The sequence below is a fragment of the Enterococcus sp. DIV0187 genome, from assembly GCF_051713785.1.
GTDB lineage: Bacteria > Bacillota > Bacilli > Lactobacillales > Enterococcaceae > Enterococcus_A > Enterococcus_A avium.
In genome coordinates this window covers 542,193-556,093 of record NZ_JBIOQO010000002.1, presented here as the reverse complement: position 1 = coordinate 556,093, position 13,901 = coordinate 542,193, and the positions used below count along the sequence as shown (strand labels likewise).

The 13,901-nt window shown below is 40.0% G+C and carries 13 protein-coding genes; 11 read left to right on the top strand and 2 right to left on the bottom strand.

Features of this window, described 5'->3' with window-relative positions:
* Positions 1-11 precede the first annotated feature (11 nt).
* The 3 genes from IGI52_RS22585 to IGI52_RS22575 all read left to right on the top strand — a co-directional run bounded on the left by IGI52_RS22585 (position 12) and on the right by IGI52_RS22575 (position 3,794).
* A complete protein-coding gene (locus tag IGI52_RS22585; RefSeq protein ID WP_102873245.1) occupies positions 12-653 on the top strand; it encodes a dihydroxyacetone kinase family protein in 642 nt (213 codons plus the stop codon).
* A 1,517-nt stretch (positions 654-2,170) separates the two neighbouring features.
* Positions 2,171-2,347 carry a hypothetical protein gene (locus tag IGI52_RS22580; RefSeq protein WP_227656426.1) on the top strand — a complete coding sequence of 59 codons (177 nt, stop codon included), beginning with the start codon at positions 2,171-2,173 and terminating at the stop codon, positions 2,345-2,347.
* 13 nt (positions 2,348-2,360) lie between these two features.
* On the top strand, positions 2,361-3,794 hold the full coding sequence (locus IGI52_RS22575; RefSeq protein WP_438782457.1) for a MucBP domain-containing protein: 1,434 nt from the start codon (positions 2,361-2,363) through the stop codon (positions 3,792-3,794).
* Between the two features lie 184 nt (positions 3,795-3,978).
* On the opposite strand, the gene IGI52_RS22570 is transcribed toward IGI52_RS22575, so the two are convergent.
* A complete protein-coding gene (locus tag IGI52_RS22570; protein ID WP_049221966.1) occupies positions 3,979-4,284 on the bottom strand; it encodes a YrhK family protein in 306 nt (101 codons plus the stop codon).
* Positions 4,285-4,558: 274 nt separating this feature from the next.
* Between IGI52_RS22570 and IGI52_RS22565 the strand changes: the two genes are divergently transcribed.
* Positions 4,559-5,833, top strand: coding sequence for an ISL3-like element IS1476 family transposase (locus tag IGI52_RS22565; RefSeq protein WP_016252589.1), 1,275 nt, complete (start codon positions 4,559-4,561; stop codon positions 5,831-5,833).
* Between the two features lie 123 nt (positions 5,834-5,956).
* On the opposite strand, the gene thyA is transcribed toward IGI52_RS22565, so the two are convergent.
* On the bottom strand, positions 5,957-6,832 hold the full coding sequence (thyA, locus tag IGI52_RS22560) for a thymidylate synthase (RefSeq protein WP_049221969.1): 876 nt from the start codon (positions 6,830-6,832) through the stop codon (positions 5,957-5,959).
* Between the two features lie 833 nt (positions 6,833-7,665).
* On the opposite strand from thyA, the gene IGI52_RS22555 reads away from it, so the two are divergent.
* The 7 genes from IGI52_RS22555 (at position 7,666) to IGI52_RS22525 (ending at position 13,901) form a co-directional block, all read left to right on the top strand.
* The gene (locus IGI52_RS22555) at positions 7,666-8,550 is read left to right on the top strand and encodes a sulfite exporter TauE/SafE family protein (protein ID WP_049221971.1); all 885 of its coding nucleotides are present in this window, start codon (positions 7,666-7,668) and stop codon (positions 8,548-8,550) included.
* A gap of 22 nt (positions 8,551-8,572) precedes the next feature.
* Positions 8,573-8,887 carry a pyrimidine/purine nucleoside phosphorylase gene (locus tag IGI52_RS22550; protein WP_049221973.1) on the top strand — a complete coding sequence of 105 codons (315 nt, stop codon included), beginning with the start codon at positions 8,573-8,575 and terminating at the stop codon, positions 8,885-8,887.
* A gap of 136 nt (positions 8,888-9,023) precedes the next feature.
* Positions 9,024-9,797, top strand: a complete 774-nt coding sequence (locus IGI52_RS22545; RefSeq protein WP_176673109.1) for an HAD family hydrolase — start codon at positions 9,024-9,026, stop codon at positions 9,795-9,797.
* A gap of 32 nt (positions 9,798-9,829) precedes the next feature.
* Complete coding sequence (locus IGI52_RS22540) at positions 9,830-10,681, top strand: aminoglycoside 6-adenylyltransferase (protein WP_154059543.1); 852 nt, start codon at positions 9,830-9,832, stop codon at positions 10,679-10,681.
* Positions 10,682-10,887: 206 nt separating this feature from the next.
* Positions 10,888-11,733, top strand: a complete 846-nt coding sequence (locus IGI52_RS22535) for a PRD domain-containing protein (protein WP_154059542.1) — start codon at positions 10,888-10,890, stop codon at positions 11,731-11,733.
* Positions 11,726-13,147, top strand: coding sequence for a PTS transporter subunit EIIC (locus IGI52_RS22530; protein WP_438782456.1), 1,422 nt, complete (start codon positions 11,726-11,728; stop codon positions 13,145-13,147). The genes IGI52_RS22535 and IGI52_RS22530 overlap by 8 nt, the downstream gene beginning before the upstream one ends.
* Entirely contained in the window at positions 13,116-13,901 is a 786-nt protein-coding gene (locus IGI52_RS22525) for a ChbG/HpnK family deacetylase (RefSeq protein WP_016178000.1), read from the top strand. Before IGI52_RS22530 ends, IGI52_RS22525 begins: the two co-directional genes overlap by 32 nt.

Sequence of the window (13,901 nt, the reverse complement as noted above, 5' to 3'; positions counted from 1 at the left end):
GGGTGAACGAAATGGATCGAGTATTTATTATTGATTACCTGAACGAATTAACAATTATCATGACGGAAAAGAAAGAGTATCTGATCGAACTTGACAGTAAAGTAGGCGATGGAGACCTTGGGTTAACGATGAGCGAGGGCTTTAAAGCAGCTTATGAAGCTATTAGATCATCAAAAGAAAAAGATTTAGGAAAATTACTTTTCATTGCTGGAAAAGCGATGTCTTCTGCTGTACCTTCTACGATGGGCACCCTGATGGCCTCCGGCTTTATGCAGGCCGGAAAAGCATTTAAAGGCAAGGATGCCATGGATGATAGAGAAAGCGTTGATTTGCTTCGAGCTTATGTGGAGGGAGTGATGAATCGGGGGAAAGCAAAACCTGGAGAGAAAACTTTTATTGATGGTCTTTTACCAGCCATTGATAATATGGAGGAAGCATTTGAAAAGGATACTAATACTCAACAAGCTATTAAAGCCGGCTTGATTGGAGCAATTGAAGGGTACGATAATACTGCAACAATGCTTGCCGTTCATGGAAGGGCAGCAGCTCGCGGAGAAGCATCAAGGCAATTGAAAGATCCCGGAGCAGCTGTTGCTATATTGATGATGAGCGCTTTGGATAAGAGTGTAGAGAAATTTTCTAAGGAGAAGTAGCCAAATTTCATTCAATTTAAGAAATTTATCTTGAAAATTAGCGTATGATTTCCTTGCAGAACTCTTACGCTTTTTTATATTGATCAGTTTTGCTACTAAAAATTTTTGATTTAAAAAATTCTTTTACTTGAAAAGGCGCAAATGTATATAGTAAATGTTTTATATCTAAAACCTCATAAATGAATTGTTCTAGAAGGCGAAGGTTATCTACTTCTTATTAAAAGAAAGTTTGAGTGCTGAAAAGCTATCTGAGTTACTCAGCATTAATAATTGAGGAATATGAAGGACTAGGTAAGAAGTCTGTGATTTGCTTTTAATATTCCCAAAATAGCTTTTTTGATAGCCAATCAAAAGAAAATGATAGAACGTGGTTAAATTTGAAGCAAACTTCATATTTTAGAGTTTTTCGTCAAAATTTGCACGAAACTTCAAATTTTTAACCATCAGAAACAAGAGCTGCAAGCGAAATAAATCGTTTGCGGCTCTTGCTTATTTCATTTATCGCTTTGCCTCATGCTTCAACAAATACTCATGTTCTTCTTTAATAAGCTGTTTGATCTCGTTGGAATCGTCGGCGCAAATATTCGGAAATTCCAGTGCGCTGGCTCCGCAATGGGCTTTTTTCTCTCCGTCTGGGTAGGTATAGCTGTAGATATGTGTGTCGGGTTCACCGGCGCAATAGTCGCAGGAGTTGACGATGCAGCCAGGGGTTTTGCTGGGATATTTTTCAATGTTGGTACGAACAATTTCGGCAAATTTTTGTGAGTAGTCGTTGCAGGCGGAAAATCGCAGCGCAAAAAAGTGAGAGAGCTCTTTTTTGTTTCGGATGCCTATTTTGGCGATCTGTTTATTGTGCCGGCTATGCTTGAATGAGATATGCGAGCGTTCCTTTTTGGGGTTATAACCGAGTTCGGATAGGTAAACGATAATATCACGGTATACTGATTTGTCTTCAGCGTCTAGTGTGCGTAAAAAAGAATCAATCAGCTCTTATTGCTTCTTGGTTTTCATTCATCAATCCTCCAGTAAGTAGTAGGCGTTTTCCTTTTTTTCGATGAGTTAAGTATAGCATGAAGAATGAAATGACTCCTGAAAATAATTAATTAATAACTTATAAATAGTAGTGCTTGTTGCTAGATAAGTACATTTTTTAATAAGTATTTATTTCTAACAAAAAAATGATGTAATTTTAAATTAAATTTGGTGTAATTTGAGAATCTCATGAAAGACTGCGTTCTTAAGGTAAGCGAATTTATTTTTTTTCACACAATTGATTCACTAAAACCTTAGTCTTTCTTTAGAAAACAAAAGGATTACTTATTGGAATGAATAGGCTCTTTATTTGTCTACCATTTCTTTATTTGTGTGTAAACAAATTATCGGAGCCGCCAGATTGAATAATTTGTACTATTGCAAGAATCTCGAGTTCGTATGAAACAGGCTCTATCTAAGGTGAAAGGGAAATGACAATCGTTTCAACTACCAGTCAGTGCATGCTACAGATAGGAGTGGTCACTTTGAAATTTTTAGAAATCATTGGGTTGGCTATTGTCGTAGTAGCGTTAGGGTTGTGGGTACTTTATTATACTCGCTGGCTTGCTTTTCGCAGGAAAAATAGGAAGCAAGAAAAGAAACAAGTAAAAGATCACTATCAGACTGCGGAAGCAGCTTCTGGAATTAAAAAACATAAGTGAAGGAGAAAATGGAATGAGAAAGCATTATATTCGCTGTTTGGCCGTACTTTCAATGATTGTTGGGGTGTTTCAATTTGGAGTAGCAGAAAGTTTTGCGGAAGCATCAACGGCAACGGTTACGACAGAGTACGCTTTATATGATACCTTGTCGCCGACAGAACAAAAAAATCTGGTTACTAAACAGCCAGAAGCGACAATTACACAAGACGAGGAGAACTTCCGCTTAATTTATCAGAAAAAAACTGCACAGCCGGTAAATCAAGCGAATAAAACTACTGGAGCAACTTTGCAGCAAACAAATACACATCAGGTTCTGCAAAGTACCTACAAAACACTGCCGAAAACAGGGGAGCAGAAGCAAAATAAAACCATTGTCTATTGTGGAATAATCTTTCTAGCTACGGGTATTCTCCTATTGGTTTGGAAACGCCGTCAAGCAAAAAAAGCGCTACTAGTATTAGCGCTTATTGGAGGAACTGGGTTTACAAGCATTGCGGCAGCAGCAACACCTGAATTACCCGCAGCGAAAACAGAAACACTAGCCAAGGGCAGTACATTTAAACCCGATACTTCCGTTTCAGAGTATGATTATCTCGGCTATATCCACTCGTCCAACAATCACGATTCACCAGTGGTTCCTGAGAAAAAAGAAGGTACAGTATTGGTACATTTTGTGGATGAAAATGGCAATACAATCGTTCCAGATGAGACGTTAACAGGAAATATTGGTGAAAAATATACATCAGAAGCAAAGACGATTACTGGCTATAGCTTAAAAGAAATTCGAGGAAACGCAACCGGCACATTTACTGAGCAACAACAAGAAGTCACTTACGTGTATACGAAGGAACCCGTCAAAGGAGCGGATGTTATTGTTCATTATGTTGATGAAGAGGGCGTCGCAATCGTTCCAGATGAGAAGTTAACCGGAAATGTTGGTGAGCAATATACATCAGAAGCAAAGACGTTTACCGGCTACATTTTAAAAGAAGTTCCAGAAAATGCAACCGGCACATTTACTGATCAGCCACAAGAAGTCACTTATGTGTATGAAAAAGAAAAACAGTTAGGGCGTGTAATCATTGATTTCAGCAAAGTAACTTCAAACATTGGTGGAGACTTCTATGTCTATATAGACGAAGAAGGGGTACCTAAATGGACCAGCGTGAAGGCGGTAGGATTCGTCTTATATGACACGAATTACCGTATACCGGATAATGGAAAGCTTGAACTTGAAGGAGAAGTAGGGACCAAAGTGGTAGGTCCAAGTGGATTAAATCTGGAAGTTTCTGGATATCTTCCATTAGGTCTTGTCTACCTTGATTCTGAGGGAGTGGAGCAAGTAGCAGAAATGCAAGGTTTTAGAATTTCATTCAACGAAGAGGCACCTTTGACCTATACCGAGGAAAATCAAACGATTGTCTATAATATGTACTATCCAAACTAGAAATAGGCTACAGCGGCTTAGTAATTTCGCTGTAGCCATTTTTTTATTTTGCAACAGACTTTCTTCCGCTTTTTAGCAATTAAATAAGGGGATGCCGTCATTTTTGCGATCTGTTCATCATAGAAACTGTTCTTTAGCTTTTACTTAGAAATACAATTTTCCGTTTCTGCAAAATAGGGTGATGTTACGTTTTCTTTTTTTCTGCTTTCAGATCATCGTAGATAAAAATATTCTTGATAATTCGTAAAATCGGACGGATGGTCAGGAAGATCGAACCTGCGAGGTAAAAGTACATGCCGATTCGATCAGGGATCGAGGTTAGGGCTGCGACACTGCCGAGGATGTAAAAGAAGCCGGTTAATAAGTCGACTGCCAGAGAGAGAATCGTATATCTGTTTTGAAAATACACACGAAATCTTTTTCCCTGTATCTCAATATCTTCTTCGATGGCATTTTCTACTTCATGGGCTTTACGTTCAATTTTGGGCATGAGGGTAATCAAACCTTTCTGTTTTTGTATAAAGGTTCATTGTACTATCAGTTGGTAAAAATCTGAAAGATGTTGCTTGTAAGATAGCTAAATAATGGATGGAATAGATATAAAAATAGAGTCGCAAATGATTTGGTTCTATAATATTTTGTGTTGGTGGAAAATCGAAGGCGATTTTCTACTAACACTTTTTTCTTCGTTTCAACTCAAAAAGAGACTCACTTTTGGTAAAATTTAGTCGACCAAAACGTCACCCTACCAAAGGAGTCTCTCAATGGATAATCATACTAGAAAATTACTCGGATTAACAGATAAACATTTATTTTTTGATGAAGAATGGCTAATTGAAAAAGAATATAAAGGCGTTCAAGCGCAGTTTATTAAAGGGAGATTGGATGACTCACCTTCCCATTGTGAACACTGTGGATCGATTCGTATTATCCGCAACGGTTCCTATACGACACGCACTCAGATGTTGAAAGTCAAAGAAAAGTTAACTATTTTAGAATTAAAACGTACCCGTTTTCTCTGCCATGATTGTGGACGGACCTTTTCTGCGAAAACGGACTTAGTTGATGAACATCATCAACTAACAAAGGAACTGAAGCAGGCGATTCTCATGGAACTGTACGAAAATCAATCACGTAAACTAATCGCTAAGAAGTACTTCGTCTCGGATGGGACGGTGACACGGATCTTGCGTGAAGCAACGAAGCATTACCAGCCACGTATGAACTTCCTTCCAACGGTGTTGTGTATGGATGAGTTCAAATCAATGAAGTCTGTTTCTGGTTCCATGAGTTTTATTTGTGTTGATGGGACAACCAATCAGCTATTTACGATCCTTGAAGATCGCAGACTTTACAAACTAACTCAATACTTCCTGCGCTTTCCTAGAAAAGCCCGTTTAAAGGTCAAGTACCTAGTGATGGACATGAATGCCAGCTATTGTCAGCTGCTTAAAACGGTCTTTCCAAATGCGGAGATCGTAACTGACCGCTTTCATATTGTCCAACACATCAATCGCAGCTTCAATCAATTACGTGTCCAGATCATGAATCGTTTTCGAACCTCACACTCTGAAAATCAGAAGAAGTACCGTCGGCTCAAGCGATATTGGAAACTCTTACTCAAAGATTCCACGACATTGGAGCCACTCAAACGGCATTATCATCGACTGTTTAAACGACCAATTAGTCAAACAGAAATCGTCGATGAACTGTTAAGCTACAACGAAGAATTGCGAACAGCGTATCATTTTTGTCAATTATTACGCTATTATTTCGTTAAACGAGATACGGAAGGCTTTCAAGAAACCCTTAAAACAATTTCATCTACGTTACCTCAGTCGTTTAAAAAGAAATTCACGATCTTCCATCGCTACCAATCGGGCATTTCAAATGCCTTTAAAGTGTCCCACTCAAACGGTGTCACGGAGGGGCTGAATAACAAGATCAAGCTGATTAAACGAATTGCGTTTGGTTATCGCAACTTTTATAACTTTCGGGCACGGATCTATTTACAACAAGGTCTGATCTTTGAAAACTAAAAAATATGCGGCGCACAGAACGCGCCGCATATCGGACTAAGTTTTATTCAAATTTGTCTTCACCAACACGATTTGACGAAGAGCCAATGATTTTTGATCTTTTGCGACTCTATTTTCTATTAGTTATTCCGCTATCTCGTATTTAATCACACCGTTATGCTCATAACCTTCCAGCTTCACATCAGATAAGCGGCGTTCAAAGAATGAACGTTTGTGGCCATTCTCATCGAATTTATCTGGTAAGACAAGCGTTGGTTCGCTGTCTGGGGTTGGTTGAGACAGCTGTTCTTTTAAAGCATCGATATGACGATCGTAAACGTGAGCGTCATCGATACACCAGTGCATCGTACCAAGCTCAAAGCCGAGCTGGTCGGCGATTAGGCGATGCAGGACCGCGTATTGGTAGGTGTTGAAGGGTTGGCCTAATGCCATGTCAGCGGAGCGCTGTTTAACATGCAGATCAAGAACACCATTATTGACCTTCCAATTGGTTGCCCAGACACATGGTTCTAGAGTCATTTCGTCTAGGTCATCGACATCCCACAGGCTAGTCATAATACGTCGTGAGCCAGGATTGTTTTCTAATTGATGGAGCACGTATTCGACCTGATTAAGCTTTTCTTCATGGTCTGGCAGCTTGCGGCATTTTTTGGCTAATTGATAGCCGTATGCTTTGCCGATGGTATTGTTGTCGTCAACCCACTCATTCCAGACTTTACAGTTGTGGTCTTGCAGCCAAGTAACGTCGTTGGATAATTCTTGCCAGATCCATTCCAATTCGATCAAGGGCGTTTTTTGGAAGACGCGTTTTGATTTCAAGATCGGAATACCGTCTGCTGGGGTGATCTTAAAGTTGACGCCTTGAATAAAACGAGTAGGAGCAGGGCTGCCATCGGCGTATTTTGCCCGAACCAAGGCAGGATCTTGATCCGTGCCGTTTTCAATAATATCCATGACGATGTCGCGATAAATTTTGTCGAAGCCAGTATATTCAGTCACAAGAATTCTCCTCTTTTTTTGCTTTTGTCTGAGTTTAACATATTTGCGGGATTTCGTGGATTAAATTTTTTTCAGTATTTGTTTTATCCTAAAAGAAAGTAGAATAGTTGTTTCAAATGACGAGTGTGCGACTTTTTCATTTAAAAGATAACTTTATAAATTGGTCTATCTGCAAGGTTACTCGAAAAAGAGCATGATCATAAAAATGAAAATATCGCGGATAAAACAGTAAAATAATTCATATTAGTGAAAAAAGTCTTGATAAATTATTTTTTTATGACTATAATTGCAAATGAAAAGTCGCAGCAAGGATAACTGGAAGGACTCAATCGAGTAGAGATAGTTTCTTTTTATTTTTTTGTAAATGTGAAATATATAACAATAATGAAACGCTGTGTGCTAACAAATGTTTTGAGTAGATGAAACTAGCTTATAGTGAAATTATCACATATTTACAACAGTTTTCTCTGTTTGTCACGAGTCTATTTTAGATTTATTTAGGCGCTTTTTAGTAGCTGATTTCTTTCTTGTATCTGTTAAAGTTAAAAAAATCACATTACGTATATCAGGAAATCACTAATAATGATAGTGTTTTTTTCGGACAATAATAAATGAGCAGCTGTAAATAAATCTATATGTTCTATTTCATTCAATTTCATTTAAATGAAATTATTTGTTGAGATGCTGCGGTATTCAAGAGGGTTAGGGAGTTAGTAAAGAGGTAAAAAATTGTGCAGTATGAAATAAACGTACATACCTATAGAATGCGTAAAGCAGACTAAACGTATGGGATGACTGCTCTTTTTTAATAATTTTCTAGAAGGAGTTAAAGTATGAAAACAGTATTATTGGTTGTATTGATCGGGTTCATTGGTTTACATGTAAGTGTCTTCGGCAGAGACATCTTCAAGCATCGGAAAGATTTGGGTGATGAAAGCATGCCTATTTCCATAGGTATTGGGTTTATTACTGATTTTTTTGATACGTTAGGTATCGGTGCTTTTGCTCCAACGACACTTTTGGTGAAGGTTACTAGGCAGCTAGATGACGATCGAAAATTACCTGGAACCTTAAACGTCAGCCATGCATTATCATGCTTGTTGGAAGCGCTTATTTTCATTACGGTGGTAAAGGTTGAGCCATTAACCTTGTTTTTATTGGTTGCTTCAGCTACCGTTGGCTCTTGGATTGGTTCGAGATATGTCACAGGACTTCCTGAGCAAAGAGTACAATTTGTTATGGGATTGGCGTTGATTGTAACCGCGATTTTGATGACGTTAAAGCAAACAGGGATGATCAATATTCTTGGAGAGGGAAATGTAGCTACTGGATTAACAGGAGTTAAGTTGATTATTGGGATTGTCGGAAACTTTGCCTTAGGAGCGTTGATGACTATGGGTGTTGGGCTATATGCGCCTTGTATGGCTATGGTTTACATGTTAGGGCTGAGTCCGCTAGTAGCCTTTCCTATCATGTCGGCTTCTTGTGCCGCATTGATGCCGGTTGCTAGTATTAATTTCATTAAAACAAATGAATATGCTAGAAAGCTTAGCTTGGGGATTACTATTGGAGGAATTATTGGAGTCATTATCGCTGCGAAATTTGTGACAGGGCTAGATATTACTGCTCTTACGTGGATCGTGATTGTGGTCATTATCTTTACCGGCCTTACGTATCTGCAAAAAAGCTACAAGACAAAAGTTGCGCGAAATGTATAGATTTTAAAAAAGGAGAGTATGTATGTTCGAGAAGGTTAATGTAGAATCTAAAGCAAATATTTATTTTGATGGGAAGGTCACCAGTCGTACGATTCATTTGGAGGACGGCGAAAATGTTACGTTGGGCTTTATGTTAGCAGGAGACTATACGTTCAATACCCAGAAAAAAGAAATCATGAAGGTTACGCAAGGATCGATGACTGTTTTATTGCCTAATGAGGAATCATGGAAAACAGTTAGTGAAAATGAAGAATTTATCGTTCCTGCAAATAGTGCCTTTCAAGTAAAAGTCGAGAAATATGCGGATTATACGTGTTTCTATGTTTCTGAGGATTAAATAAATTATAAAAGGTATTGGAAGGCTGTAAAAGTTTTCTGATGCCTTTTTTTGATCGTGAACATCGAACAGCTGATCTTTGCTTTTTCGGATATGCTACAATGAATGTGATGAAGCTGAAGGAGCGGGTGAAGGAATGGAAAAGAAGTTGTTTTTCTTTGATATTGATGGGACATTGACGGATCGTAGTACAGGACAAGTGGTGCCTAGTGCGAAACGGGCGCTGGAACTTTTAGAGGAGAATGGGCATTTTGTTTCGATCGCCACTGGACGCGCGCACTATAAGTGCCGGGGCTTATTGGAGGAGCTGGGACTGGAAAACATGGTGTGCTCAGGCGGCATGGGTGTGGTGATTAAAAATAAATTGGTGAAGAATACACCGTTAGATAAAAAAGAAGCGTTGGCAGTGATCCATCAGGCAGAGGAACAAGGCATCGGTGTATTGATTGCGACAGATGACTCGGAGAAGGTCTATGCGAAAAATGATCTCTTTAGAGAACAGGTGGGGCCAAGACAGGAGCCGACAGACTATTTTATTGATCCAGCATTTAATGTGGATGAAGCGGCGGATATTTTTAAGTTCTATTTGGCGCTACCGATGGAGCAGGATCACTTAATTCCTGAACCGATAAATTTTTCGAAGCTGCGTTTCGTGCCCGAATACACGATGTGTCAGCATGATAACAAAAAGCAGGGCATTCTCGATGTCTTGGATTATTTTGACAGACCAGCGCAGGATGTGGTGGTCTTTGGCGATGATGTGAATGATCTGGTAATGTTTGACAAGCGTTGGACGAGTATCGCGATGGGCAATGCGGTGGATGAACTGAAAGCGCAGGCGGATTATGTGACCGATCGCAATGTTGACGATGGAATCTATAACGCTTGTCGGAAGTTTGGCTGGATTTAACGAAAAATGATCGATAGAAAAGAGGGTGTGGAATGGAAAGTGCAGCGTTCTATAAGAAAGTCGAACAGCGTTTTGTCAAATGGGCGCAAGAGCAGTCGGATGTTCATGTAGCTTATGTGGCTGGTTCAAGAGCACGGATTGATCATGGGGCCGATGAGTATTCCGATATGGATATCCAAATGTATGTGGATGATCCGAAGCGGTATCTTAATTCGAAGGATTGGATCGAAAATCTTGGTAAGTTGAACACAGCAATCCCATTTGAAAGCGGTGCTGGTTTGGAGTGGCTGTCCTTATTTGAACGCGGCTTTCAAGTGGATTTTGTGATTACCTCGTACGCGAACTATCAAACCGAGTTAGCTAAGAATGAGCCGCTTGACTGGTTTCGTCGTGGAGCACGAGTGCTGCTGGATAAGACGGGAGAGGCTCAGCGGCTGATTCCTGAAAAATTTGAATGGCCAAAAGCTTCGCCAATCACGGCAGAGGCCTTCGATTATACAGTGAACACTTTTTGGTTTCTTGCCTTGTATTTAGGCAAACAGATTTTACGGAATGAATTATGGACTGTTAAGCTGCGGGATGCTGAATTTAAACAGGTGCTGCTGCAGACGATCGAATGGTACGAGAAAATGGTCCATGGCGAAAATTATGATACATGGCATGCTGGTCGCTTTATCTACGAATGGGTAGATGAAGATATCTTTCAGCAGTTGAACGGTGTATTTGGTCATTTTGATGCGGCAGACAGCTGGCGTGCGTTGCAGGAAACGATTGCGTTGTATGAAGGGCTATCACGTAAGTTGGCGGAGCATTATCACTATCCTTATCCTGAGGAGCTAGTAGCTGAAGTAAAGCAGTGGCTTGCGGCGCATGAGGAACTATAACCTTGTCTCTTTTTTTAGAACACGTAAAGATTTTGAATAAATAAAATTGAGTCATATATTGACAACGTTTTATTAATCAACTATGATTTATAGTGAAAATTAAATAAAAATGGATTGTTACTCTTTGAGGCATTACCATTCTCTTTGAAAAAGGAGGGTGTAGTGCGCGCTCAAAGAGTTTTTTTATTGGAAAGGCGGAAGAGTTAATGAAGATTATTAAGAAAATTAATAATAATGTCGCTGAAGCGATTGATGGCAATGGCAACCATTTGATTGCTTTTGGCAAAGGATTAGGATTTCCCAAAACGCCTTATGAGTTAACGGATTTGAACAAGATTACTATGACATTTTACAAGCTAAGCGAATATTTTGAAGGATTATTGAAGGAAATACCGGAGGAGATTTTGAATTTGAGTGCGGAGATTGTCAGCATGGCACAAGAGGAATTGAATGGGCAGCTGAATCCGACGTTGGTATTTAGTTTGGCGGATCACATCCAGTTTTCTATTCAACGTCTGACAACCTATAAAAATGTTCGTATGAATTATTCCTACGAGATTGCGCAGATGTACCCAAAGGAGAGTCGTTTGGCGGAAAAGGCTGTCAAAATGATTCAGGAGCAGACACATATCGTCTTGCCAAAAGGGGAATTGACGAGTATCACCATGCACTTTGTCAATAGTCAATCGGAGTACAAAATTTCTCAGGAAGAAGTATTGATAGAAGAAATTATTCAGCAGACGACCAATTTAATTGAGCAGGATCTGCACATTGTGATCGATCGTGATGAGTTTAACTATAATCGTTTTTGCATGCACATGTTTTATTACCTGAAGCGGATGCGCAGCGGCGAAGAGCTGATTGGACCTGGAATGGAGATGCTGGATTCGATCAAGGAGCAGCACCCGGAAATCTATCAGCTGGCACAAAAGGTTGGTACATTGATTGCACAATTTTATGGCATTGAATCAAATGAAGATGAACTAGTCTATTTAATGATTCATATGAACCGATTATACGAAAAAAATGTAAGGAGAAAAAACGATGACTAAATATAATGAACTAGCACAAACTATTTTAGAAAATGTTGGCGGCGAAGAAAACATTTCAAACATGACCCATTGCATGACACGTCTGCGTTTTAACCTGAAGGATCAAAGCAAAGTGAATGAAGAGAGCTTAAAGTCAACGAGTGGTGTCTTAGGTGTTGTCCAATCTGGCGGACAATATCAGATCATCATTGGTCAAACTGTCAATAAGGTCTACAATAATTTGCTGGAGCTGACTGGTAAAGCGCAGGAGCAGGAAGAAGTAGAAGCGAAGGAAGAAAAAGAGCCTTTTACTTTAAAGGGGTTAGGAAATAAGGTTTTGGATTATTTGGCAGGAAGTCTAACACCGTTAATTCCTGTGCTGATTGCGGCCTCAATGTTCAAAATGGTCATGGCCGTTTTCGGACCGTCCATGCTGAACTGGATTCATGAGGGCAGTTCTTTGGCTACGTTATTGACGTTTGTTGGTGACGCGGGATTTTATTTCTTCCCGGTTTTCTTGGGGTATACTGCTGCGAAAAAATTTGGCGTTACGCCAGTTTTAGGGATGTTTTTAGGAGGCATTCTGCTTCATCCGACGTTTACGCAAATCGCGGCAGATGGAGCAGCTTTTGATATTCTCGGAATTCCAGTCGCTACTCAGAATTATGCCAGCACGGTGCTTCCAATGATTCTTTCGATTTGGATCATGTCGTATGTAGAAAAATTCTTTAAGAAGGTAATCCCGTCTACTTTAGGAACAATCTTTACGCCAACGTTGACGATGGTGGTCATGCTGCCAATCACGTTGATTGTCTTAGGACCTGCAGGATTTGTTGCGGGGGAACATATTAGTAAATTCTTGTTATCACTAGATGCGATTGGCGGATTCTTGGCTGTAGCAGTGATTGCGGCATTGTGGCAATTTTTGGTAATGACAGGGATGCATTTGCTGATGATCTCAACGATGATTACACTCTTTGCCCAAAACGGACAGGATTCATTGGTAACACCTGCGGCGATCATTTCCAGCATGTGTGTGGCGGGAATGTGTCTAGGCTCCTTCTTGCGCTTACGCAATAAAAATGAAAAGGCGTTGGCCTTTAGTTTTCTAGCTGCTTGCTTAGTCGGCGGTGTGACTGAGCCGGGTGTTTACGGTTTAGGTGTGCGTTACAGAAAACCATTCATTGGACTGATGGCAGGTGGACTTGCCGGCGGTCTTTATGCTGGGTTGACGGGAGTGACTGCCTACACCTTGATTCCAGTGGCGAATTTTGCCTGCTTGATTTCATTTGTTGGTGGGACTAATGCCAATATGATCAATGGTTTTGTTGCCTGCGGGATCGGCTTTGTCGTATCTGCGGCAGCGACTTATGTTTTAAGTATCAAGGAGGACGTAAAAGAAAATGACGAAGTACTCGAAGAAAGTATTGTTTAGAGCTGACGACCTCGGCTATTCAGAAGCGGTCAATTATGGGATTGAAAAAGCAGTAAAGGAAGGCTTAATCCAGAGTGTAGGAGTCATGGTAAACATGCCTGCTGCGCTTCATGGTGTAGAATTGTTAAAAAAAGAGCCGATCGCCTTTAGCCAACACACCAATATCTGTGTTGGAAAACCTTTGACTGATCCTGAGAAGATTCCTTCTTTAGTAGATGCTGATGGAAACTTCAAATCGTCAAAAATCTATCGAGAGGCAAAGGAAGATTTCGTTGTTCTTTCAGAGGTCAGACTGGAGATTGAAGCGCAATATCAACGATTTTTAGAGCTGTTTGGCAGAAAACCGGATTATTTTGAGGGCCATGCGGTAACCAGTGCCAATTATTTTAAAGCGATGGAGCAATTTGCGGCGGAGCATGGATTAAAGTATTCTGGATTGCCTCAAGGTCAGGGGCCGAATTCTTTGACGGAGGATGCCTTTATCGATATGAATGGAACGAGGGTCTATCTGTATATGGAATCGATGCAGGCTGATTATGATCCTTATCGTACATTGGAGAAGCTGCTTGCCAATTTACATGACGACGGTGTGGATATGATGATTTTCCATCCTGGCTATTTAGATGATTATATTCTAAAGAATTCTTCGTTATTGATTCCACGAACTGCCGAAGTGGCGTTTCTCACTGATCCAGCAGTTAAGGCTCGTTTGGAGCAATTAAAGATTGAACTGATTTCGTATAAGGAAGTGTAG